The sequence below is a fragment of the Nocardia sp. NPDC004415 genome, assembly GCF_053602435.1.
In genome coordinates this window covers 63,885-86,008 of sequence record NZ_JBSGDP010000006.1, presented here as the reverse complement: position 1 = coordinate 86,008, position 22,124 = coordinate 63,885, and the positions used below count along the sequence as shown (strand labels likewise).

Below are 22,124 nucleotides of genomic sequence, written 5' to 3'. Positions count from 1 at the left end.
GCAATTAACGGAAAGGCGAAACCGGCTCCGCACAACAAATCACCGGTTGACGGCCGAATTCCCCACCGGCGGGATCCCGCGGCCGTGCAGCACGATGAAAGGGATGCGCGCAATGACCCGATCACATCGCGACGAGCACGACGAACGATCCCGCACGCGCGCGATCGACCTGCACGTCTGGCGGGAGGTGACCAGAGTCCGCACCGAATGGCTCGTCGATCACCGGCTCACCCCGGCACAACGGCACGCGAGCATCGACGAGGAGTCCGTCGACCTGACCGCCCGCATCACCATGTTCGAATCCGTCGTCCTCGACGATCTGGTCGACCGCTGGAAAGCGGCCTACGGCTGGGCGATCCCCGGCGACGCGATGCCGCTGGGCAAGCTCACCGCGCTGGCCAGGGCCGATGCCCGGTCGGCGGTGCTGTGCGACAACCTCTACGCACACATCCCACCGGCGCTCATCGCCGAGCGGCACGCCGCCACCGCGGCCGAGGCCACCCGCAGGCGCCGCCGCTCCGCACCCGCGCCGCAGCGCTGGCGCAGCCGTTCGGTGACCATCGCGCCCGCCACCGAGATGGTCGTGATGCGCACCTGGGGCATCGTGCGCTCCTGCGATTTCACCGAACTGGCGTGCGCGCTGATCCAGGTGCAGTCCGAGGATGGCATGCCCATTCCGGTGTCGCCGCTGGACCCGCTGGCCGAGCAGATGGCCGCGATCATCCACGATCAACTCGTCGAGGAAGGTTTGCCGCCGATTTAATCGGCCACGCCCGGCAGACGGTATTTATATAACGATTCAGCTAATCATCCGCTACTCGACCTCGTTCAGCATCGCGGACAATTCCCGGGCCTGGGGAAGGTCGCCGGGACACCGTGCCAGCGAGGAACGCAGTACGGACACAGCCAGATCCGGTCGCTGGTCGGCCAGCGGAATACGCGCGCAGAACAGCGCCGCCGTGACGGCCTCGCCGTGATATCCGGTGGCGTGCAGGGCGTCCACGGCGCGGACGGCATGGGCGTGGGCCTCGGGTCTGCGACCGTGCGCGAACAGGGTGTGCGCGGTCGCGAGGTCGAGGCGGGCGTGGTCGTCGGTGTCGCGGGCCCGCACCAGCCGGGCCTGCTCGAGCGCGGCGTCGGCGGCGGGGAGGTCGCCCGCCCGCACGTGGGCGATCACTTCCAGGACGCGGTACCGGCGTTGCTCGCGCGGGGTTCTGTCCAGTTCGGTGGCGAGGTCGGCGGCCGTGCGGTAGTCCTGTGCGGCGGGGGCGGGGCGATCGGCGGCGAGCAGGAGTTCCCCGGCCCGGAAGTGGGCGTAGCGGGCGAAGTCGCGCCGGTCCGCGGCGAGCGCGTCCTCGGCGAGGGCGTGATAGGCGGTGACGGCGGCATCGCGGCGGTCCAGTTCGCGCAGGGCGTCGGCCAAAACGTAGCGCGCGGTGACCACGTCGGCGGCGTCGGTGAGGACCGTGCCGTTCGCGCGGGCGTTGTCGGCCCAGGTGCAGGCGTGCTCGGCGTGCCGGTGCGCCTGGTCCCAGCGGCCCAGCGCGGCGCACACCTCGGCCAGCCGGATCCAGTGCAGCCGCCGCGACACGTTCCAGATGTCGAGCGCGTCGTATTCGTGGGCGGCGAAGGACAATTCGTCGACGGCGTCGGTGTCGCGGCCGAGCAGGTGCAGTGCCCAGCCGTGGCGGAAGCGCAGTTCGGCGGTGACCAGCCGACCGGTCGTCGGCGGCGCGTCGCGCAGGCAGCGGGCCAGCAGCTCGGCGAGTCCGGCCTGGTCCTCGACGGCGGTGAACCGTTCGACCAGCTGTTCGACGCAGCGGCGGGCCAGGAACTGGGCTCCGGCTTCGATGCTCGCGGTGAGGGCGGGCACCAGGTCGGCGGCGACGGCGTCGGTGGGTTCCTTCCACCAGACCCGCATGCGGCCCAGCCGGTGACCGGCCAGGGCGCGGGCCATCGGGTCGGTGACGGTACGGGCCAGTGTCAGCGTCCGTTCGGCGAGATCGCGGGCCTCGTCGTCGCGATCGAGCAGGAACAGGATCTCGGCCAGGATCACCTCGGCCCCGACCACCGATCCCGGATCGGCGTGGGCGCGCAGGCGTTCCACGGGTTCGGTGATCTCCGCGAGCGCTTCGGCATAACGCTTCTCGTCCTTCAGCCGGTCGGCCAGCGCCACCAGGCACAGGTCGTGGCGCAGGTACTCCCCCGCCGCGGCGTAGGCGGCGGCCGCCTCGCGCAGGCGGGGCACGGTCGAGGCGTCCTCGTCGTAGCGGGCCCGCAGTTCCAGGACCGCGGCGGCGACCGCGGGCGGCGCGGCATCGTCGATCAGGTCCAGGTAGCGGCGGGCATCGCTCCACAGGCCACGGTCGAAATGCCAGCGGGCACAGTGCACGGCGACTTCGGCGGGTGCGCCGAGGGGCCACACCACGTGCAGGGTGGGCCGGGCGCCGGGCACCAGCGGCAGGAATTCCCGCAGCGGACCGGCGGCGAGCCTGCGTTCGACGCGGGTGCGCTGCCACGCGGTGCCGTTGCGGGCGTCGAACCGCGCGGCGAGATCGAGTGCTTCGGCGCGCATGCGCGCGTGCAGTTCGGCGACGGTCGTCGCGGGATGCCCGGCCGAGCAGCCGTGACAGGGCAGGGATTCCGGGCCGCGGCCGAGGGCCACCAGCCGGGCCAGCAGGACCGCGCTGCTGGTGGCGAATTCGAGGCGGCCGTGGGGGCGGTTCAGGGTGGTGAAGTGGCACATCAGCCGGCGGAACCGGGTGAGCCCGTCCTGTTCGTTGCCGGTGCGGGCCAGGAATTCGATGGCCATGCCGGAGTACTCGTACGGGTACACGTCGACCTTCGCGAAACCGTCGGCCATCCGCTGGTACAGCGCGGCCAGTTCCTCGTCGTCGGCGTGCTCGGCCCAGAACGGGAGCACGGTCGCGGCGATATAGGGCGCGGACTCCAGGGAGAATTCGCCGTCGCGGAGGGGCTGGGCGAGCCGGAGCGCGCGGGCGAGCGAGGCGGGGTCGCCGCGGTGCAGATGTCGCTCGATCTCGTTCTCGAGATCCCACGGATCGTGCGGGGTCGGGCCGCCCGCGAGCACCCACTGCCGGTAGGCGTGTTCCTCGGCGTCCCAGTCACCGCGTTGCAGGGCCAGCCGCCGTTCCACCTCGTGGACACCGGCGAGGCCGTGCCCGCCCGCGGCGAAGCGGCGCCGGATGTCGGCGAGCAGGGCGGTGATCCGGTCCAGGTCCACCTCGGGGAAGCCGATCATGGTCCGGACCGTGCGCACGTACCAGGACCGCAGCGACCATTCCTCCTGCGGGCCGTAATCGTCGGGGCGGCTGTCGTAGTCGCTGAGGCAGCGCGCGAACAGCGGGAAGCCGCGGTCCCACTGGCCCGAGACGCAGTGCCGGTTCGCGAGATCACGGCGGGCGCGGAACGCGAGGCGGTGGTGGCCGCCCGCGTCGGCATGGGCGACGATCTCCTCCAGCTCGGCGCGGACCGCGGCATGCCAGCCGGAACCGAGAGCGCGGTAGCGGGCGGTGAGTTCGGTTTCGGTGTAGCTCATCGCGCGTCCTCCGCCCGCATGGCCCAGCGCAGCAGCCCACTGAACGAGCGGTTCAGCAGGGCGCTCTCGTCGGCGCCGATGGGATGGCGGCCCTGGAGCAGCGCCTGGCCGTAGAGGGCTTCCACGGCCAGGGCGATGAGGTCGGGGTCGGTCAGTTCCAGCATGGTGGCGACGAGCGGGTTGCGCAGGTTCAGCACGAGCTGATGCTGTCCGGGTTCCGGCTCCTGGCCGGTGTCGACGGCGTCGAGCACGCCCGCCCACAGCTCGTCGGCCCGCTCGCGCGCCTGCTGTCTCTCCGCCGACCGGTGCAGTTCGCGGTTCACCAGGAACAGGGCGGGCAGCTGGGCGGGGTCGAAGGCTTTCGCCACCGGAACGCATCGGCGCGCGGCGAGTGCGGTGCGGCCGTGCTCGAGCAGGCGGGTGAGTCCGGCGTGCGCCTCGGTGGGCTGGTCGAAGCGGGTGGCGAGTTCGGCGGGGTCGAGTGCGCGCACGGTCAGGGCCGGGTGCACCCGGTGCAGCCGCGACATGATCTGCACGTCGTAGGCGTAGCCGCCGTTGACCAGGCCGATGCCCTGGGCGGCGGCCACGGCGGCGAGCTCCCGGAACTCGTCGGCGGTCGCGGTGTAGCGCAGCACCGGGCTGCGGCGGGCGAATTCGGCCAGGGTCATCGGGCCCCAGCAGGTCTCCATCGGCCACCAGTCGGAGACCAGGCGCAGCATCGCGTCGTCGTGCAGGGCCAGCGATTTCACGCCGAGGTGGTGCACGGCCAGGAAGGTGTGCAGCTTCGGCGGATCGGTGACCGACAGCGACACCAGCCAGTCCCGGATGCGGCTGCCCAGCGCGGTGCGGGTGGCGGCGAGCAGGTCGTCGGCGTAGAGCGATTCGCGGCTCGCGGTGGGCCGCAGTTCGGTGGTGTCGACGACGCACCGGGCGAAGAAGGCCCACTCCGGCAGCAGGTCGGGCACCGATTCGCCCAGCAGCATGCGCCGCAGATACACCCGGTGTCCTTGCCGCACACCGGGATCGGCGGCCATGGGGAGGATGAACGCGACACCGGAGAGCCCGGCCTCGGCGACGGTGAGATCCAGGCAATCGAGTGGGGTGAAGCCGAAGGTCCGTTCGGCGTAGTCACCCAACGCCGCGGTGCGGGCCGCCGCGCTCGGATGCGGGGCCTGCCACGGCACGGTCGCCGTCCCCACGGGCACACCGGCCACCGTCACCGGAATCGGCAGCAGCCCACCGAATTTCCGGGCCAGCTCGGTGACCATGGTCGCGTCGCACCAGCGTTCGTGGTCGCGGCGCGGGGTGAGGATCACCGTCGTCCCCGGCTCTGGCCGTTCGGCACCGGCCCGGGTGACGCGGTACTGCCCGTTCGAAGAGCCCACCCATTCCAGCGTCGGCCCGCCGCGCGCCGAGCGGGTCAGCACCCGCACCTCGTCGGAGACCAGGAAGCACGACAGTAGCCCGATGCCGAACTGGCCGAGGAACTCCCGGCGCGCGAACCCGATCTCGTCGCGTTTGGAACTGTTGCCGATGGTGGCCAGGAAGGTGTGGACCTCGTCCTCGGTGAGGCCGATCCCGTTGTCGTGGATCCGCAGCGGCGCACCGCTATGGGCCGGTTCGATCTCGATCCGGCCGGTGAATCCGGTGGCGAGCTGCCCGCGGGCCGCGATCGCGTCCACCCCGTTCTGCAGCACCTCGCGCAGATACACCTGCGGACTCGAATACAGGTGATGACTGAGCAGATCCACGATGCCCCGCAGATCCACCTGAAATGCGCGTTCCATCGCACGCCCCCCGGCCGGTCGTTCCCACGTCTACCGCGCTGGATTCTGCCTCAGCCGCCGTCGGCGATCCTCGCGTGGGGGCGGGGTGTGCGTAGGATGACGCCTGTCCGCGGGGAAGACCGGTGCGATTCCGGGGCTGTCCCGCAACTGTGAGGCTCGTGCGAGCCGAAGCCAGATACCCGCGGGCGCAGTACTGACAAACGGTCGTGATCACGTGGGTATTGATCGACGCGCCGAACCGCGCCACCGGCTTCCGGGGGCTCGTTTCCGCATGTCCTCGTCGCGTGAGAGCACAACGCGATAGGAGCCGCACATGCCGTCCTCGACGCTGCGCCGCAGGACCTTCCTGCTCGGTGGCGCGCTCGCCGCGGGCGCCGCCCTCACCGGGTGCGCCCGGTCCGCCGACGGCGAGGGTGCGGTCGACACCTTCACCGCGGCCTTCCAGGGTTCCGGCGCGGGCGAGGGCATCGACCCGGGGGTGAACACCCTGTTCATCGACGAGGCCAGGATGAAGTCGGTCTACGACGGGCTCTTCGAGATCGACGAGACGATGACGCCGATCCCCCGCCTGGCCGTGTCCGCCGAACTGAACGCCGAGGGCACCCGGTGGCGGATCGCGCTGCGCGACGCGCGCTGGCACGACGGGAAGGCGTTCACCGCCGACGACGTGCTCTACACCTTCGCGCGCGTCCTCGGCCCGCCGCAGCGCCGCCCGTTCATCGCCGCCTCGTCACTGGCGAAACTGGACCTGTCCCAGAGCCGGGCCGTGGACGCCCACACCGTCGAACTCGCGTTGACCGAGCCGTCGTTCGAGTTCCTGATCGCGCTGTCGGCCTACGGCACCAAGATCGTGCAGAACGGCGCCACCGACTTCGACCGGCCGGTCGGCACCGGCCCGTTCGTCTTCGAATCCTTCGAGGCCGGAAGGCAATTCGTCGCCACCGCCAACGAGCAGTACTGGGACGGCGCCCCGGCCGTCCGGCGGCTGCGGATCGTGAGCGCGGAGTCCGACGCGCGGCTCTCGGCGGTACAGAGCGGCGAGATCGACTACGCCGACAACCTCACCCCCGCCGCGGCACGGACCCTGCAGGGCAGGCGGGGAATCTCGCTGTCGGCGACCCCGAACAGCGGCATCTATTTCTTCGCCATGAAGACCGACCGGGCACCGTTCGACAATCCGGACGTGCGCCGGGCCGTCATGCGGATGCTCGACCGCGACGAACTGGTCACGGTGGCCCTGGAGGGTCAGGGCGAGGTGTCCAACGATGTGTTCGGCAAGGGCTTCCAGCACTACGCCGACCTGCCGCAGCACACCTACGATCCCGACGAGGTCGGCAGGCTGCTGCGGCGCGCCGGGGTGCGTGACCTGTCGTTCGACCTGTTCACCGCGCCCGTCGCGCACGGATTCGTCGAAGCCGCACGGCTTTTCGCCGAGCACGCGGGACGCTGCGGGGTCCGGGTGAACGTCGTGCTCGGGTCCAAGGACACCTATTACACCGACGCGCTGTCGACCGGCCATCTCACCATGGGCCAGTCCGGGCCGCTCGCCATCCCGAACCATTTCGCCTCACGCCTGCTCACCGACTCGCCGCAGAACCGCACCAAATGGTCGGACCGCGAGTTCGACGCCCTCTACGCCAAGGCACAGGCCACCGCCGGTGTGGAGGCTCGGACCGCGCTCTACCGCACCATGCACGAGATCCTGCACGACCGGGGCGGATTCGTGTTCTTCGGCACCACGCCGTGGAACAGCGCGGCCCGCGACCGTTTCCAGCAGGTGCGCGCCGCCGTGCCGAACTCGCACGGCTGGGCCCGCTTCGACGCGGTGAGCCCCCGATGACCGTGCTCGACGCGGCGCGGGCGCGCTACTGGATCGAGCGCTGGGATCGTCAGCAGGAGCACTACATGCCCGATCGCGAACAGCGTTTCGAGGCGATCGGTGACGTGCTAGACGAACTGCGTGACCGCGACGACCTGCTGATCGTCGATCTCGGGGTGGGCCCGGGCACCCTGGCCCAGCGCCTGCTCGACCGTTTCCCGGCCGCGCGGGTGGTCGGCGTCGACGCCGATCCGCTGCTGCTCGGCCTGGCCGACCTGGCGCTGGGCTCGGACCGGTTCCGTACCGTGTTCGCCGATCTGCGCGCGGAGGGCTGGCTGGAGGCGCTCGAGCTGGACCGGGAGCCCGACGCGTTCGTCAGCACCACGGCGCTGCACTGGATGAACCGGGAACCGTTGCGGCAGCTCATCGGCACCTGCGCGGCGGCCTTGAAACCGGGCGGTCTGTTCATCGACGGCGACCACCTCTACGAGGGTCCGGCCGGACCACGCCTGGACGCACTGGGCAAGGCCATGACCGCCCGGCGCGGCGACCGGCAGGGCACCGCCGCGGCCGAGGACTGGGCCCAGTGGTGGGACGCGGTGGCGCGGGCACCCGAACTGGCCGAGCTGGTGCGCCTGCGCGACGGCGGTTTCGAGCACACCGTGCACGACCGGCCGACGGTGCACGACTACGTGGGCTTCGCCAGGGCGGCGGGGTTCGCGGAGGCCGGCACGGTGTGGCAGTACGGCGACGACCGCGTCGTGGTCGGTATCCGGTAGCACCGGTGCGCGAGTCCACCCCGTTCGCCCGGTTTCTGCTGCGCCGTACCGTCATCGGGGCCGGGCAGCTGTTCGTGCTGGTGGTGCTGGTGTTCGTGCTGTCGCTGCTGATGCCCGGCGACGCGGCGGACGTGCAGAGCAACGATGTGCTCGGCGCGGAGCAGCGGGCGGCCGCGCGCGAGCTGATGGGACTCGACGTGGCACCGGTCGAGCGGTTCGGGCACTGGCTCGGCGGGGCGCTCACCGGCGATTTCGGGGTCTCGTATGCCAACGGGCACAGCGTCACCAGCGTGATCGCCGATCCGTTGCGCACCACCGCGCTGCTGGCCGTGCTGGCGGTGGTGCTGCTGATCCCGGTGGCCGTCACGGCGGGGTTCGCCGCCGGGTTGCGGCCGGGGTCCTGGTGCGACCGGATCGTCACCACCATCGGGATCGCCCTCGACTCGATCCCCGATTTCGTGCTGGCGGTGCTGCTGGTCAGCTATGTCGCGCTCGAGCTGGATCTGCTGCCAGCCACCTTCCTCGGCACCGACCTCGACGACCTGCTCGACCGGCCGGAATACCTGGTGCTGCCGCTGATCGTGATGGTCGCCCGGGTCGCGGCGCCGCTGGCCCGTCTCGTGCGCGCCGGAGTCGTCGACGTGTTCGACCAGCCCTATATCGCCCAGGCGCGCCGCCTCGGGGTCGGCAGGCTGTCGCTGCTTACCCGCCATGTGGCACCCAATGCACTCGCGCCCGCCATGCAGGAATTGGGTCGCACCGGCGACGGCCTGCTCTCGGGTGTGCTCATCGTGGAGGCAGTGTTCGTGGTGCCCGGGATCGCCTCGGCGCTCATCGGCGCCATCGGCAATCGCGACGACCCGGTGATCCTGGCCATCGTGGCGATCACCGGGGTGGTCGCCATCGCGATCAACACCGTCATCGATATCGCCGGGCAGCGCATGGTCCCGCGATCGGCCGAGGGAGCGAGCCGATGACGCCGCGCCGCGCGATCTACCTGAGCTGTGTGCTGGTGCCGCTGCTCGTGGCCTTCGTGGGGCCGGTGTTCGCCCGGTGGGCGCCGCGACACCGGCAGGCGCCGTTCGGCCCGTCGCAGTGGTCGCCGTTCGGGACCGACCGGCTCGGTCGCGACGTCCTGGCCGCCGCGCTCACCGGCGGGCGGACCTTCCTGCTGGTCGCCGCCGTCACCGTGCTCGTCGCGTACCTGGTGGGTTCGATGATCGGTCTGGCCGCGGCGGCGACTCCGCGCGCCTGGGTCGACGAACTGCTCATGCGGCCGATGGATGTGCTGCTGTGCCTGCCGTCGCTGCTGATCATCATGGTGGCCGCGCTGCGCACGCGTGGTTCGGCGGTCGCCATCGCGTGTGCGATCGGGTTCGCGCTGCTCGCGCCGATCACCCGGTTCGTCCGGATGGCGGCGCGCGGCACCGTGCGCGGTCCGGTCATGGACGCGCTGCGGATGCAGGGCGAGTCTCGGGCGTTCCGCTACGGCAACTACGCCGTCGGCACGCTCGCCCGCCCGATCGCCGCCGACCTGGCACTGCGCTTCACCGCCGCCGTGTACTTCCTGGCCTCGGCCAATTTCCTCGGCCTCGGTTTCGACACCACCTCCACCGACTGGGCCGTGTCCGTCGCGGCCAACAAGGACGCGCTGACCATCGCGCCGTGGTCGGTCGCGCTGCCCGCCGGGCTGATCGTGCTGCTCATCGTGGGGATCAATCTGCTCTGTGACGATCTGCTCGCCGACCCGCGCACCCTGTCGGCGCGCCGGATGGCGGGGACGGGCCGTGATGTCTGAACCGCTGCTCCGCGTGCGTGATCTGCGGATCACCGCGGGCAAATCCGTGCTCGTCGACGCGGTGGACCTCGACATCCGTGCCGCGGAGATCGTGACCCTGTTCGGCCCGTCGGGCGCGGGCAAGACCACCCTCGCCACCGCCCTCGCGGACAGCACCGCCGCCGGGCTCACCGTCTCCGGCAGCATCGACCGCCGCGACGGGCTGCGGGTCGGCTACCTCCCGCAGGACGCCGCCGCGACCCTGAATCCGGCCCGCCGCATCGGCACCGCCCTCACCGAGCTCGACCGGTTGCGCGCACGCCGCCACGGCTTCCCCCGGCCCGGCCGCGCGGACCGCCGCGACCGGCTCGCCGCGATCCTGGCGGCCGCCGCCTTCACCGTCGACCCGGACGGGCTCGACGCGCTCCTGCGCAAGTACCCGTTCGAGTTCTCCGGCGGTGAGCGCGCCCGGCTGGCCCTGGCCCAGGTGCTGACCTTCGACCCCGGCATCCTCGTGGTGGACGAACCGACCGTCGGGCTCGACCCGATCGCCCGCGCCGCCCTGTTGTCGGGCCTGGACGGACTGCGACGGGCGGGCACCGCGATCGTGCTCGTCACCCACGACGCACGTGCCGCCGAAACCCTCAGCGACCGTGTGCTCTTCGTACGCAACGGGCGGATGTCGGCCGTCGGCGACCTCCCCCGCGACCCGGCGCCGCCCGAACGGAGCGGTCCACCCTCGGCGACCGATTCGGCACCACCGCGGATCGCGAGAACCACGGCGGGCGGTCGCGGACGTGGCGGCTCGACGCGGCACGGCTCGCGCGTCGACGCGGTCACCCGTTCCGATCCCGGCCCGTCGACCGCGCCGACCGGGCCCGCGCTGCGGCTGCGCGAAGTATCGGTGTCACATCGGAATTCGCCGACGCTCACCGCGATCGACCTCGACCTGCGCCACGGCGAACTGCTCGGCGTGATCGGGCGCTCGGGTGCGGGCAAGTCCACGATCGGCCGCTGTATCGCCGGGCTCGTGCCGCCCGATCGCGGCGAGATCCGGCTCGATGACCAGCCACTGCCGCCGCTGCGCCGCCGGGCGCGGGCCCAGATCGCCGCCGTGCAATACGTCTGGCAGGAATCGGCGGCCTCGTTCGACCCGCGCCGACCGGTCCTCGACCAGGTCGCGGCCACCGCGGTCCGGCTCCGGGGACTCCGCCGTACCGACGCACGCGACGAAGCGCTCGAGCTGCTGCGCGCCCTCGATCTCGACGCCGACCAGGCACACCGTCACCCGGCCGGGCTCTCCGGCGGCCAGCTCCAGCGCGCCGCCCTGGCCAGAGCACTCACCGCGCACCCGCGTGTGCTCGTGTGCGACGAGATCACCACCGCGCTGGATCTGGCGCTGGCGCAGACGATTCTGGACCACCTCGACGACTACCGGCAGCACACCGGCGCCGCGGTCCTGCTCATCAGCCACGATCTGCCCGGACTGTTCGCCCGCGCCGACCGGATCGCCGTCGTGGACGGCGGGCGCGTCACCGAGATCAGCACCCCGGACGAAGTGCGGTCGCCGCCGGTGGCCCCGATCCTGGCCGGACTCGCACCGGTCACCGACCGCGAAACCGCCACGGCTGGCAGGATCGAGGCGTGGATACCGCGAACCTGACCCGCTCCGAGACCGCCGCGCGATCGGCCGCGGTCACCGTCGGCGACTACCGGGTGGAACTGGACCTCTCGGGCGCGCCCGACCAGGACCGTCCCGGCTTCACCACCGTCACCACGGTGCGATTCGACGCCACCACGACCCGCACCTGGCTCGATTTCCTCGGCCTCGCCGTCGACTCGGTGACCCTCAACGGCCGCGCCGTCGCCGTCGACTACGACGGCGCGCGCCTGACGCTCGACGGCCTGGCCGACACCAACGAGGTCACCGTGCGCGCCACCGCCGCCTACAGCCGTTCCGGCGAGGGCCTGCACCGTTTCCTCGACCCCGTCGACGGCGCCACCTACCTCTACACCCAGTACGAGCCCGCCGACGCGCGCCGCGTCTTCGCCTGCTTCGAGCAGCCGGATATGAAGGCGCCGTTCACCTTCGTCGTCACCGCGCCGGCAGGCTGGGAGGTGCTGTCGAACCGGCCCGCCGCCACGGTGGAAGCCCTCGGCGCGGATCAGCGCGTCGAGTTCTCCCCCACCCTGCCGATCTCCACCTACCTCACCGCCATCGCGGCGGGACCGTACCACCGCGTCGAATCCTCGTGGACGCGTGACGATCTCACCGTCGAGCTCGGTGTGCTCTGCCGCGCCTCGCTGGCCCGGCACCTCGATGCCGACACCGTCCTCACGGTGACGAAACAGGGCCTGGACTTCTTCGCCGACGCCTTCGACTACCCGTACCCGTGGGGCAAGTACGACCAGATCTTCGTCCCCGAGTACAACCTCGGAGCGATGGAGAACCCCGGCCTGGTCACCTTCACCGAGGCGTACGTGTTCCGTGGCGCGGCCACCGCCGCCCAGTACGAGGCCAGGGCGAACACGATCCTGCACGAGATGGCACACATGTGGTTCGGCGACCTGGTCACCATGGTGTGGTGGGACGACCTGTGGCTCAAGGAATCCTTCGCCGACTACATGGGCGCGCTGGCCGCTGCCGAGGCCACCGAGTGGACCGACGCCTGGGTCGCGTTCGCCGATCGCCGCAAGGCGTGGGCGTATTCGCAGGACCAGCTGCCCACCACGCACCCGATCGTCGCCGACATCACCGATCTCGAAGCGGCCAAGCTCAATTTCGACGGCATCACCTACGCCAAGGGCGCCGGCGTACTCAAGCAGCTGGTCGCCTACGTGGGCCGTGCGGAGTTCTTCGCCGGAGCCCGCCGCTATTTCCGTACCAACGCCTTCGGCAACACCACCCTCGCCGACCTGCTCACCGAGCTGTCGGCGGAATCGGGGCGCGATCTGACCGGCTGGGCCGCCGCCTGGCTGCAGACCACCGGCATGTCCACCCTCACCGTCGACGGCGACGCCGTCGTGCAGACCGACCCGCGCCCGCACCGCCTGGCCGTGGGTCTCTACGACTTCGACGACGCGGGCGATCTGGTGCGCCGCGAACGGGTGGAACTCGACCTCGTCGACGAACGCACCCCGATCGACCTCGCCCCCGCGCCCCTGCGGCTGCTCAACGACGGTGACCTCACCTACGCCAAGGTCCGCCTCGACGCCGCCTCACTGGACACCGTCCAGCAATCGCTCGACCGGGTCACCGACCCGCTGGCCCGCGGCCTCATCTGGTCGGCGCTGTGGAACGCCACCCGCGACGCCGAACTCCCGGTCGACCGCTATCTGCGCATGGCCCGCGACTTCGCCCCGGCCGAACCGAACACCGCGCTGCTGTCGGCCGTACTGGCCAACGCGTCCTTCGCCATCGCGCACTATCTGCCCGCCGAGGCCCAGCGCCGATGGCAGGCCGAATGGCTCGAATCCTGCTGGAACGCCCTGTCTTCCGCGGCTCCGGGCTCCGGGGCGCAGCTCGCGCTGGCCCGTGCGACCGCGAGCGCCGCCACCGCCGACGCCGCGCGCGCCCCCGAGATCCGTGCCCTGCTGCTGGGTGAGCAGCCCGCCCCCGACGGACTGGCGCTGGACCCGGACCTGCGCTGGTCACTGTGGACGGCCCTGGCCGCCACCGGCCACGCTAGCGCGGCCGACCTGGACGCCGAGCTGAGCCACGACGACACCGCCTCGGGCCGCACCGCGCACCGCCGCGCCCTCGCCGCCCGCCCCGAACCCGCGGTCAAAGCGGCCTCCTGGGACGCGGTCTTGCGCGACACGACCCTGACCAACGATCACCTCGACGCCGAGATCGCCGGATTCCGGGCCGCCGACCGCCGCGATCTGATCGCCCGCTACGACAGCGGCTACTTCGCCGCGCTGGGCGAGGTCTGGGATCAGCGCAGTATCGAGATCGCCCGCCGCATCGTCCTGGGCCTGTTCCCCGCCGCCGACACGCTCGACGACGTGGACAGCTGGCTCGCGGCGAACACCGACGCACCGGGCGCGCTGCGCCGCTTGGTGATCGAACAGCGCGACCACCTGGCCCGCGCGCTGCGGGTGCGCGAGCGGGAGGCGGGCCGGTAGCCGCGCGTATGCTGAACGCGATGACACCGGCCGACCCCCGGCTCGAACGATCGCCACGACGAAAGTGACCCGATCATGACCGAGAATCCCGCAGGGCAGACCATCACCAGCGCCCTGCTGCATCGCCTGATCAACACGACCTCCGCCGACGCGCGCCTGGTCCTCACCGAAGGCCATGTCGAGGTCAGGACCGGTCCCGATGTCGGCGACGGCGGACTGGTGGTCGTCACCCGTGCCGATCTCCTCGGCCAGGTCGGCGATCCGCCCGACGACCGGGCCCTGGCCGAGCAGGCCGCGCTGCTCGACAGCAATATCGGGCTCATGGGAGCCTGAGCGGCGCGGCCCGGCCGGGAACTACTCGCCGGAGCGGTCCCGGATATCGGCGACGATGGCCGAGAAGTCCCGGCCCGCGTCGGTCTGGTTGAAGCGTTCGTAGATCGCCGCCGCCAGCTCACCGAGCTGCCCGTCGATGCCGTTGGCGCGCAACGCGTTCGCGGCCAGGGTGAGATCCTTCGACATCAGCGCGGTCGCGAAACCGGGCTGATAGTCGTTGTTGGCCGGGCTGGCGGGCACCGGTCCGGGCACCGGGCAGTAGCTGGTCAGCGCCCAGCTCTGCCCGGAGGCGGTGGACACCACATCGAAGAACGACTGATGGCTCAGGCCCAGCCGCTCCCCCAGCACCAGCGCCTCGGACAGACCGATCATGGAGATGCCGAGCAGCATGTTGTTGCAGATCTTGGCGGCCTGGCCCACGCCGGCTTCCCCGCAGTGCACCACCTTGCCGCCCATCACCTCGAGCACCGCGAGCCCGTCGGCGAAATCGGCGGCCGCGCCACCGACCATGAAGGTCAGCGTGCCCGCGGTCGCCCCGGCGACACCGCCGGAGACCGGCGCGTCGAGGGGGCGATGCCCGGCCGAGACCACCTGTCGCGCGGCGGCTTTGGCGTCGGCGACATCGATGGTGGAGCAGTCGATGAACAGCGTGCCCGGCCGGGCGGCCGGGAGCAGCTCGGTGTAGACGTCGAGCACCAGCTTGCCGTTGGGCAGCATGGTGATCACGACATCGCGGTCCCGCGCCGCCTCGGCGGCGGTGGCGACCACGGTGGCACCGTCGGCCCGGGCCTGGTCCCGGGCGGCGGGGACCGGGTCGAAGGCGAGTACGTCGTGGCCCGCCGCGACCAGATTGGCCGCCATGGGCGCGCCCATGTGGCCGAGCCCGAGGAAACCGATCGTCTTGTTCGTCATACCTGTGCCTCCGGGGTGGTGACATCCAGTTCGGCCGGTCCGAGCGCGGCGAAATAGGCCGTGACCCGCTGATCGGAGACCTCGGCGAGGGTGGCGGGCCGCCACTTCGGCTCCCGGTCCTTGTCGATGACCTGGGCGCGGATGCCTTCGACCAGGTCGTGCGAGCCCAGCGAGGCGATCGAGACCCGGTACTCCTGGCGCAGGGTGTCCTCGAGGCTGTCGAGTTCGCGGGCGGCGCGCAGGGCCCGCAGCGTGACCTTCAGCGCCACCGGCGATTTGGCGAGGATGTCCCGCGCGGCGGCCGCCGCTTCGGGCGAGCCCTCGGCCTGCAGGGCGGCCACGATCTCCTCGACGGTGTCCGCGCGGTAGCAGGTGTCGATCCAGCCGCGCTGCGCGTCCAGTTCCGAGGCCGGGGCCTGCTGGGCGAACTTCGCGATGGCGGCCTCGACGGTCTCGGTGCGCAGGGTGTCCAGCAGCTCCGGCACCGAGTCGGCGGGCACGTAGTGGTCGGCGAAACCGGCGGCGATGGCGTCACCGGCGCTCATCCGGGCGGTGGTCAGGGCGACGTGGGTGCCGATCTCGCCTGGGGTGCGCGCGAGCAGGTAGGTGCCGCCCACATCGGGGACGAACCCGATCCCGACCTCGGGCATGCCGATGCGCGAGCGTTCGGTGACGATGCGATGGCTGCCGTGCGCCGACAGGCCGACACCACCGCCCATGACCAGCCCGTCCATGATCACCACGTACGGCTTCGGGAAGCGGCCGATGAGGTCGTTGAGGATGTACTCGTCGCGCCAGAACTTCCCGGTCGGCGACGAGGCACCGGCCGTGCCGGTCTTCGCGTCGGCGTGGATGGCGACGATGTCGCCGCCCGCGCACAGCCCCCGCTCCCCGGCACCGGTGACCACCACCGCGCGCACCGCGTCGTCGTCGGCCCAGGCCCGCAACGCGTCCAGGATCGCCAGTGCCATCGGATGATTCAGGGCGTTGATGGCGCGGGGCCGGTTGAGGGTGATGCGGCCGAGCCCGTCGGAGACGGTGATCAGCACTTCGGGTTCGTCGGTCATGCCGCTCCTGTCAGCGAGCGGGCCACGACCACTCGCATGATTTCGTTGGTGCCCTCGAGGATCTGGTGAACCCGCAGGTCACGCACGATCTTCTCCAGGCCGTATTCGTGCAGATAGCCGTAGCCACCGTGCAGCTGCAAGGCTTTGTTCGCCACCTCGAAGCCGACATCGGTGGCGAACCGCTTGGCCATCGCGCACAGTTCCACCTTGTCGGCGGCGTCCGCGTCCAGGGCCGCGGCGGCGCGCCACAGCAGCGTACGCGCCGCCTCGAGCTCGGTACGCATGTCGGCCAGCTCGAACTGCAGGGCCTCGTTGCGGGCCAGCGCCTTGCCGAAGGCGTGCCGTTGCGCGAGATAGCCGACGGTCTTGTCCAGCGCGGCCTGCGCGCCACCGACCGAGCAGGCCGCGATATTGAGCCTGCCGCCGTTGAGCCCGTGCATCGCGATGGAGAAACCCGTGCCCTCCTCGCCGAGCAGGTTCGCCACGGGCACGCGGGCACCGTCGAGCACGACCTGCCGGGTGGGCTGGGCGTTCCAGCCCATCTTGCGTTCGTTCGGGCCGACGGTCAGGCCGGGGGTGTCGGCGGGCACGATCAGCGCCGAGATGCCCCGTGGCCCGTCCTGGCCGGTGCGGACCATCATCACGTACACGTCGTTGGCGCCCGCGCCGGAGATGAACTGCTTGGCGCCGGTGAGCACGTAGTCCTCGCCGTCACGCACGGCCCTGGTGCTCAGGGCCGCCGCGTCGGAGCCGACGCCGGGCTCGGTGAGCGCGTAGCTGCCCAGCAGTTCCATCGACGACATCCCCGGTAGCCAGCGGTGCCGCTGCTGGTCGGTGCCGTAGGCGTCGATCATCCAGGCGGCCATGTTGTGGATCGAGATGTAGGCCGCCACGGCGGGACACCCGGTCGAGAGCTGTTCGAAGATGCGCACGGCGTCCAGGCGGCGCAGCGCGGAGCCGCCCACCTCCTCGCGCACGCAGATCCCGCCGAAGCCGACCGGGCCCGCCTTGCGCAGCACGTCGACCGGAAAGTGCTTGTGCTCATCCCATTCCAGCGCGTTCGGCGCGAGGAACTCGTCGGCGAACTGGCGGGCGGTGTCGCCGATCGCGCGTTCGTCGGCATCGAGAGTGAACATGGCCGCCTCAGTCCATCGTCGGGATGACGAAGGCGTTGGACTCCTTGAGCCCGGCGGGCCAGCGCTGGGTCACCGTCTTGGTCTTGGTGTAGAAGCGGATCGAGTCCGGGCCGTGCTGGTTGAGGTCGCCGAAGCCCGAGCCCTTCCAGCCGCCGAAGGTGAAGTAGGCGATCGGCACCGGGATCGGCACGTTCACCCCGACCATGCCGACCTGCACGCGGGAGGAGAAATCGCGGGCGGTGTCGCCGTCGCGGGTGAAGATCGCGACGCCGTTGCCGTACTGGTGCTCGTCGACCAGGCGCAGCGCCTGCTCGTAGTCGCCGGCCCTGACCACGGTGAGGACGGGGCCGAAGATCTCCTCCTGGTAGATCCGCATGTCGGCGGTGACCTTGTCGAACAGGCTCGCGCCGACGAAGAAGCCGTCCTCGGCGCCGTCGACGGTCAGCCCGCGGCCGTCCACCACCAGCTCGGCGCCCTCGTCGATGCCGATCTGCACGTAGCCGTTGACCCGGTCCACGCCGTCGGCGCCGACCAGCGGGCCGAAATCGGCACCGGAGTCGTCGGAGCGGCCCACATTCAGCTTGCGGACCTTCTCGGTCAGCTTCTCGACCAGCCGGTCCGCGGTCTCCTCACCCACGGGCACGGCCACCGACAGCGCCATGCACCGCTCACCGGCCGAGCCGTAGGCCGCGCCGACGAGCTGCTCGGCGACATCGTCGAGGTCGGCGTCGGGCATCACGATCGCGTGGTTCTTGGCGCCGCCGAAACACTGGGCGCGCTTGCCGTTGGCGGTCGCGGTCTCGTAGATGTACTGCGCGATCGGGGTCGAGCCGACGAAGCCGACGGCCTTGATCCGCGGGTCGCGCAGGATCGTGTCCACGGCCTCCTTGCCGCCGTTGACCACGTTGAACACCCCCGGCGGCAGACCCGCCTCGACGAACAGCTCGGCCAGCCGCAGCGGCACCGAGGGATCGCGTTCGGAGGGCTTGAGCACGAACGCGTTGCCGCAGGCCAGCGCCGGACCGGCCTTCCACAGCGGGATCATGGCCGGGAAGTTGAACGGGGTGATGCCCGCGACGACACCGAGCGGCTGGCGCATCGAGTACACGTCGATGCCGGTGCCCGCGCTCTCGGTGTACTCGCCCTTGAGCAGGTGCGGGATACCCACCGCGAACTCGATCACCTCGAGGCCGCGCTGGATGTCGCCCTTGGCGTCGGCGAGGGTCTTGCCGTGTTCGGAGGACAGCAGCGCGGCCAGGCTGTCGATCTCGTCGTTGACCAGGGTCAGGAACTTCATCAGCACCCTGGCGCGCTTCTGCGGGTTGAACGCCGCCCACACCGGCTGCGCCGCGGCCGCGTCGGCGATGGCCGCCTCGACCTCGGCCGCGTTCGCCAGCGGCACCCGGGCCTGCACCCGGCCGAGGTTGGGGTCGAACACGTCACCGAAGGCACCCGAGGTGCCCTGGACGTGGGTTCCGCCGAGGAAATGCGTCAGTTCGCGAACCATCAAAGTCCTGTTCGTCGGGTGTGCGCGCGGCGCACAAGGGTCGGAGGTGGTCCGATAGTTGGATGTCCAACCAACGGATACGATCGCGCACCACCGGCTTCTTGTCAATCACCCGATCCAGCTATTGACATCTCGCCAACAGCATCGCCATTCTGGTGCCACGTCCATCCACAATGAGGAGATCCCGATGAGCACCGTCGACACCGAGCCCGGCAGCGCCGCCGGCTCGGAGCTGCAGGACCTGGCCGCACTGGCCCGCACCTTCTTCGCCGAGACCGTCGCGCCGCATCGCGAGGAGTTCGCCGCGCAGGGCTACCCCAGCCGTGAGGTCTATCGCCAGGCCGGTGCGCTGGGCCTGCTGTGCATGTCGGTGCCCGAGGAGTACGGCGGTGGGGGTGGCACCTTCGCGCACGAGGCGGTGCTGTTCACCGAGCAGGTCCGCGGCGGCGATTCCTCGATGCAGCTCGGCGTGCACACCGGCATCGTCCCGCACTACCTGCTGGCCTACGCCTCGGAGGACAACAAGCGGCGCTGGCTGCCGAAACTGGCCTCGGGCGAATGGATCGGCGCCATCGCGATGACCGAGCCCGGCACCGGCTCGGACCTGCAGAACATCGCCACCAAGGCGATCGAGGACGGCGACGACTACCTGATCACCGGCGCGAAGACGTTCATCTCCAACGGCCGCAACTGCGATCTGCTCATCATCGCGGTCAAGACCGACCCCGCACAGGGCGCCAAGGGCGTGTCACTGGTGGTCGCCGAGGTCTCCGACGACACCCCGGGCTTCGAGCGCGGCAGGCTGCTGAAGAAGATCGGCCAGAAGGGCCAGGACACCACCGAACTGTTCTTCGACGGGCTGCGCGTACCCAAGGCCAATCTGCTCGGCACCGCCGAGGGCCAGGGTTTCGTCCAGCTCATGCAGCAGTTGCCGCAGGAGCGGCTGATCTGCGGCGTGGCCGCGGCGGCCGCCATCGAGACCGCGGTGGCCGAGACCCTCGACTACGTCAAGCAGCGCACCGCCTTCGGCAAGCCGCTGTTCGCCATGCAGAACACCCGTTTCGAGCTGGCCGAGTGCGCCACCGTCGCCGAGGTGGTCCGCACCTTCGTAGACGCCGCCGTCGACAAGCACCTGCGCGGCGTGCTCGATGTGAAGACCGCCGCCATGGTCAAGTACTGGACCACCGAACAGCAGACCCAGGTGATCGACCGCTGCGTCCAGCTGCACGGCGGGTACGGCTACATGGAGGAGTACCCGATCGCCCGGATGTGGGCCGACGGGCGCATCTCCCGCATCTACGCGGGCGCCAACGAGGTCATGAAGGATCTCATCGCCCGCTTCCTCTGACCGGAACGACGAACGGCGCCACCGGGATTCCGGTGGCGCCGTCGGCGTCTTCGCTCAGGCCGCCGAGCGACCCTCGGCCAGCGCGGTGACCACGGCCACCGCCACGGCCGACAGTGCCGCGATCACGGCGCCGCCGAGCACGACCGCCGCTCCGGCGACGGTGAACTGGTCCCAGCCCACCATCAGCGCGGCCACGCCGAGGACCACCAGCACCGCGTCGGCGGCGACCGAGGAGAGCACGGCGCGGTCGTCGCGCAGCAGCCGCGGCGTGGCCACCACCGTGGCCAGACCCTGCAGCACCGAGACGGCGCCGACCACCGCGAGGACGGGCACGGCCATGCCGGTGCCCGCGTCGAATCCCGCGAACAGCGCGCCGAACGCGACGAGACCGAAAAGCACGCGCACCGCACCGATGCCACGCAGCGCCGCGGCGGGCATCTCGACGGGCGCCCGGCCGACGGAAGGCCGGGTCGCGTAGGTCATCCGAACATCTGCCACCTGACTGGTCATCTCGAACTCCTTCGGCTTCTTTCACACCTGCGTGCAATTGCACCCAGGTGTGAAAGTACGCCTCTTGCACAAAGGCGTGCAAGTGATTGGAGGGGTATCGTGCCGGGACTCACATCCCGCGCTCGACGAGCGTCAGCGGCGGTGCTTCTCCGCCACGGTGAGGGCGATTCCGGCCGCGGTGACCCGGTCGACACCGGCGGCGATCAGGCAGGCCCTGGCCGCGTCCCTGGCCGGGTCGGCGCTGTCCCATTCCCCGTTGTCGCGCGCGTTCAGCAGCTCGAGCACCAGCGCTGTAAGCACGCGGGCCACCGCGGCGGGTGGCAGGTGATCGGCGAAGGTGCCGTCGGCCTGACCGTCCTCGACGAGGGTGACCACCAGGCCGCGCACCGGGGCGAGCCGGTCGGCCGCGCGCGCCCGTGACGACGCCTCGTCCAGGCGCAGGAGCAGGCAGAATTCGTCGCCGACCGCCCACAGCGTGACGGCCAGATCGGCCACCACCACCGCGGGCGGCTGCCCGGTGTCGACGTGGTCCAGCGCCCGCCCGACCTGCTCGAAGGCTTCGTCGAGCATGCCGTCGATGAGCGCCTCACGCGTCGGGAAGTGCCCGTAGAGCGTCCGACGGACCATGCCCGCGGCCGCGGCGATGTCCTCCATGCTCGCCGAGGGATTGCGCCGCAGCTCGTCCCCGGCGACGGCGACGATGCGCTGCCGGTTGGCCAGGGCGCGCGGGCCGAGGGTCGCGGTGAGGGGAGGTGTAGTCGCAGTCACAGTTTTCCTTTCACCTCCCACCATCGCACGCTTGCACAAGGGTGGGCAAACCCGGGGTGGTCAACCCTCAGCTACCGGGGGTCACCGAGCCGAAGTCGACCGAGCCCCAGTCTGCGGAGCCACCGCCGCCACCGGCGCAACCGTTCACGACCAGTTCCTGCGGGGTCCGCAGCTGATCCCCGGTGACCGGTCCGCTCTTCACCCGGAAGTAGATGGTCAGGGTGCCGTCCGCCGCGGCCGGGGGCGCGTTCTCGGCCGCGCGCAGATCGATCGTCCCGGTCGTCACGAAGCCGTCGGGCTGCGCATTGGTGTTGTAGCGCGCGCCGGGGAAGGTCGGTATCCCCTCCGCGACGCCGGAGTGCAACGCCGGGGAGCCCACCCACCGCGCCATCGGCCATGGGATACCCGAGACCGCCCGCCACGGGAAGGGCATGGTCTCCGGCAAGGTCAGGGCGTCGACCATGGCCGGGTCGCCCTCCTCGGCGAACCACCAGTCGGGCTGGTAGAACGTCGAATTGGTGTGATTGGTGAGGGTGATCGTCGCCGTGCAGTCGCCGTGCGCCTCGCCGACGAGCCGGATGCCGCCGGTCTGCGCGGCCGCCGCACCGGCGCCGGTCAGGGTTGCCGCCGACAGTGCGACCAGCGCCAGCGCTGTCGAGGCACCTGCCCGGAGATGCTCGGTGTCCATCCGGTC

18 protein-coding genes and 1 riboswitch are annotated in these 22,124 nt (G+C 71.0%); of the genes, 9 read left to right on the top strand and 9 right to left on the bottom strand.

All coding sequences use genetic code 11. The features are described 5' to 3' along the window. Positions 1–112 precede the first annotated feature (112 nt). The gene (locus ACWEMY_RS04730) at positions 113–763 is read left to right on the top strand and encodes a hypothetical protein (protein WP_452388905.1); all 651 of its coding nucleotides are present in this window, start codon (positions 113–115) and stop codon (positions 761–763) included. 51 nt (positions 764–814) lie between these two features. On the opposite strand, the gene ACWEMY_RS04725 is transcribed toward ACWEMY_RS04730, so the two are convergent. Together ACWEMY_RS04725 and ACWEMY_RS04720 are read right to left on the bottom strand one after the other, a co-directional pair. Beyond that, a complete protein-coding gene (locus ACWEMY_RS04725) occupies positions 815–3,559 on the bottom strand; it encodes a hypothetical protein (protein WP_452388904.1) in 2,745 nt (914 codons plus the stop codon). Continuing rightward, positions 3,556–5,346 (bottom strand): HSP90 family protein, encoded by a 1,791-nt coding sequence (locus tag ACWEMY_RS04720; RefSeq protein ID WP_452388903.1) that lies wholly within the window; start codon positions 5,344–5,346, stop codon positions 3,556–3,558. The genes ACWEMY_RS04725 and ACWEMY_RS04720 overlap by 4 nt, the downstream gene beginning before the upstream one ends. Before the next feature lie 86 nt (positions 5,347–5,432). Further along, positions 5,433–5,547: riboswitch (cobalamin riboswitch) on the top strand. A gap of 112 nt (positions 5,548–5,659) precedes the next feature. Here ACWEMY_RS04720 and ACWEMY_RS04715 point away from each other — a divergent pair. The 7 genes from ACWEMY_RS04715 to ACWEMY_RS04685 all read left to right on the top strand — a co-directional run bounded on the left by ACWEMY_RS04715 (position 5,660) and on the right by ACWEMY_RS04685 (position 14,182). Further along, positions 5,660–7,186 (top strand): ABC transporter substrate-binding protein, encoded by a 1,527-nt coding sequence (locus ACWEMY_RS04715; protein ID WP_452388902.1) that lies wholly within the window; start codon positions 5,660–5,662, stop codon positions 7,184–7,186. Next, positions 7,183–7,944 (top strand): class I SAM-dependent methyltransferase, encoded by a 762-nt coding sequence (locus ACWEMY_RS04710; protein WP_452388901.1) that lies wholly within the window; start codon positions 7,183–7,185, stop codon positions 7,942–7,944. Before ACWEMY_RS04715 ends, ACWEMY_RS04710 begins: the two co-directional genes overlap by 4 nt. 5 nt (positions 7,945–7,949) lie before the next feature. Next, positions 7,950–8,921 carry an ABC transporter permease gene (locus tag ACWEMY_RS04705; RefSeq protein WP_452388900.1) on the top strand — a complete coding sequence of 324 codons (972 nt, stop codon included), beginning with the start codon at positions 7,950–7,952 and terminating at the stop codon, positions 8,919–8,921. Continuing rightward, positions 8,918–9,742, top strand: a complete 825-nt coding sequence (locus tag ACWEMY_RS04700; protein ID WP_452388899.1) for an ABC transporter permease — start codon at positions 8,918–8,920, stop codon at positions 9,740–9,742. The genes ACWEMY_RS04705 and ACWEMY_RS04700 overlap by 4 nt, the downstream gene beginning before the upstream one ends. Then, positions 9,735–11,384 carry an ABC transporter ATP-binding protein gene (locus ACWEMY_RS04695; RefSeq protein WP_452388898.1) on the top strand — a complete coding sequence of 550 codons (1,650 nt, stop codon included), beginning with the start codon at positions 9,735–9,737 and terminating at the stop codon, positions 11,382–11,384. The genes ACWEMY_RS04700 and ACWEMY_RS04695 overlap by 8 nt, the downstream gene beginning before the upstream one ends. After that, positions 11,366–13,849, top strand: a complete 2,484-nt coding sequence (gene pepN, locus ACWEMY_RS04690) for an aminopeptidase N (protein WP_452388897.1) — start codon at positions 11,366–11,368, stop codon at positions 13,847–13,849. Before ACWEMY_RS04695 ends, pepN begins: the two co-directional genes overlap by 19 nt. A gap of 75 nt (positions 13,850–13,924) precedes the next feature. Next, positions 13,925–14,182, top strand: a complete 258-nt coding sequence (locus ACWEMY_RS04685) for a hypothetical protein (protein ID WP_375927663.1) — start codon at positions 13,925–13,927, stop codon at positions 14,180–14,182. Between the two features lie 21 nt (positions 14,183–14,203). Here the strand turns inward: ACWEMY_RS04685 and mmsB are convergent, their stop codons facing one another. From mmsB to ACWEMY_RS04665, 4 genes are read right to left on the bottom strand one after another with little or no spacing between them, the layout of a single operon-like run. Then, on the bottom strand, positions 14,204–15,094 hold the full coding sequence (gene mmsB / locus ACWEMY_RS04680; protein ID WP_452388896.1) for a 3-hydroxyisobutyrate dehydrogenase: 891 nt from the start codon (positions 15,092–15,094) through the stop codon (positions 14,204–14,206). After that, positions 15,091–16,161, bottom strand: coding sequence for an enoyl-CoA hydratase/isomerase family protein (locus ACWEMY_RS04675; protein WP_452388895.1), 1,071 nt, complete (start codon positions 16,159–16,161; stop codon positions 15,091–15,093). The genes mmsB and ACWEMY_RS04675 overlap by 4 nt, the downstream gene beginning before the upstream one ends. Continuing rightward, positions 16,158–17,297 carry an acyl-CoA dehydrogenase family protein gene (locus ACWEMY_RS04670; protein WP_452388894.1) on the bottom strand — a complete coding sequence of 380 codons (1,140 nt, stop codon included), beginning with the start codon at positions 17,295–17,297 and terminating at the stop codon, positions 16,158–16,160. Before ACWEMY_RS04670 ends, ACWEMY_RS04675 begins: the two co-directional genes overlap by 4 nt. Before the next feature lie 7 nt (positions 17,298–17,304). Further along, positions 17,305–18,804 carry a CoA-acylating methylmalonate-semialdehyde dehydrogenase gene (locus tag ACWEMY_RS04665; protein ID WP_452388893.1) on the bottom strand — a complete coding sequence of 500 codons (1,500 nt, stop codon included), beginning with the start codon at positions 18,802–18,804 and terminating at the stop codon, positions 17,305–17,307. A 187-nt stretch (positions 18,805–18,991) separates the two neighbouring features. On the opposite strand from ACWEMY_RS04665, the gene ACWEMY_RS04660 reads away from it, so the two are divergent. Next, positions 18,992–20,152: an acyl-CoA dehydrogenase family protein gene (locus tag ACWEMY_RS04660; protein ID WP_452388892.1), complete on the top strand. Its 1,161-nt coding sequence runs from the start codon at positions 18,992–18,994 to the stop codon at positions 20,150–20,152. Positions 20,153–20,206: 54 nt separating this feature from the next. Here the strand turns inward: ACWEMY_RS04660 and ACWEMY_RS04655 are convergent, their stop codons facing one another. From ACWEMY_RS04655 to ACWEMY_RS04645, 3 genes are all read right to left on the bottom strand, one after another. After that, positions 20,207–20,662: a hypothetical protein gene (locus ACWEMY_RS04655; RefSeq protein WP_452388891.1), complete on the bottom strand. Its 456-nt coding sequence runs from the start codon at positions 20,660–20,662 to the stop codon at positions 20,207–20,209. A gap of 132 nt (positions 20,663–20,794) precedes the next feature. Then, positions 20,795–21,430, bottom strand: coding sequence for a TetR/AcrR family transcriptional regulator (locus tag ACWEMY_RS04650; RefSeq protein ID WP_452388890.1), 636 nt, complete (start codon positions 21,428–21,430; stop codon positions 20,795–20,797). 67 nt (positions 21,431–21,497) lie between these two features. Further along, positions 21,498–22,118 carry a hypothetical protein gene (locus ACWEMY_RS04645; protein ID WP_452388889.1) on the bottom strand — a complete coding sequence of 207 codons (621 nt, stop codon included), beginning with the start codon at positions 22,116–22,118 and terminating at the stop codon, positions 21,498–21,500. Between the last annotated feature and the right edge of the window lie 6 nt (positions 22,119–22,124).

Bases quoted from the DNA above. Each gene is read 5' to 3' on its own strand.
- ACWEMY_RS04730 (WP_452388905.1), top strand. From the start codon at position 113: ATGACCCGATCACATCGCGACGAGCACGACGAACGATCCCGCACGCGC.
- ACWEMY_RS04725 (WP_452388904.1), bottom strand. From the start codon at position 3,559: ATGAGCTACACCGAAACCGAACTCACCGCCCGCTACCGCGCTCTCGGT.
- ACWEMY_RS04720 (WP_452388903.1), bottom strand. From the start codon at position 5,346: ATGGAACGCGCATTTCAGGTGGATCTGCGGGGCATCGTGGATCTGCTC.
- ACWEMY_RS04715 (WP_452388902.1), top strand. From the start codon at position 5,660: ATGCCGTCCTCGACGCTGCGCCGCAGGACCTTCCTGCTCGGTGGCGCG.
- ACWEMY_RS04710 (WP_452388901.1), top strand. From the start codon at position 7,183: ATGACCGTGCTCGACGCGGCGCGGGCGCGCTACTGGATCGAGCGCTGG.
- ACWEMY_RS04700 (WP_452388899.1), top strand. From the start codon at position 8,918: ATGACGCCGCGCCGCGCGATCTACCTGAGCTGTGTGCTGGTGCCGCTG.
- ACWEMY_RS04695 (WP_452388898.1), top strand. From the start codon at position 9,735: ATGTCTGAACCGCTGCTCCGCGTGCGTGATCTGCGGATCACCGCGGGC.
- ACWEMY_RS04685 (WP_375927663.1), top strand. From the start codon at position 13,925: ATGACCGAGAATCCCGCAGGGCAGACCATCACCAGCGCCCTGCTGCAT.
- mmsB (WP_452388896.1), bottom strand. From the start codon at position 15,094: ATGACGAACAAGACGATCGGTTTCCTCGGGCTCGGCCACATGGGCGCG.
- ACWEMY_RS04675 (WP_452388895.1), bottom strand. From the start codon at position 16,161: ATGACCGACGAACCCGAAGTGCTGATCACCGTCTCCGACGGGCTCGGC.
- ACWEMY_RS04670 (WP_452388894.1), bottom strand. From the start codon at position 17,297: ATGTTCACTCTCGATGCCGACGAACGCGCGATCGGCGACACCGCCCGC.
- ACWEMY_RS04665 (WP_452388893.1), bottom strand. From the start codon at position 18,804: ATGGTTCGCGAACTGACGCATTTCCTCGGCGGAACCCACGTCCAGGGC.
- ACWEMY_RS04660 (WP_452388892.1), top strand. From the start codon at position 18,992: ATGAGCACCGTCGACACCGAGCCCGGCAGCGCCGCCGGCTCGGAGCTG.
- ACWEMY_RS04655 (WP_452388891.1), bottom strand. From the start codon at position 20,662: ATGACCAGTCAGGTGGCAGATGTTCGGATGACCTACGCGACCCGGCCT.
- ACWEMY_RS04645 (WP_452388889.1), bottom strand. From the start codon at position 22,118: ATGGACACCGAGCATCTCCGGGCAGGTGCCTCGACAGCGCTGGCGCTG.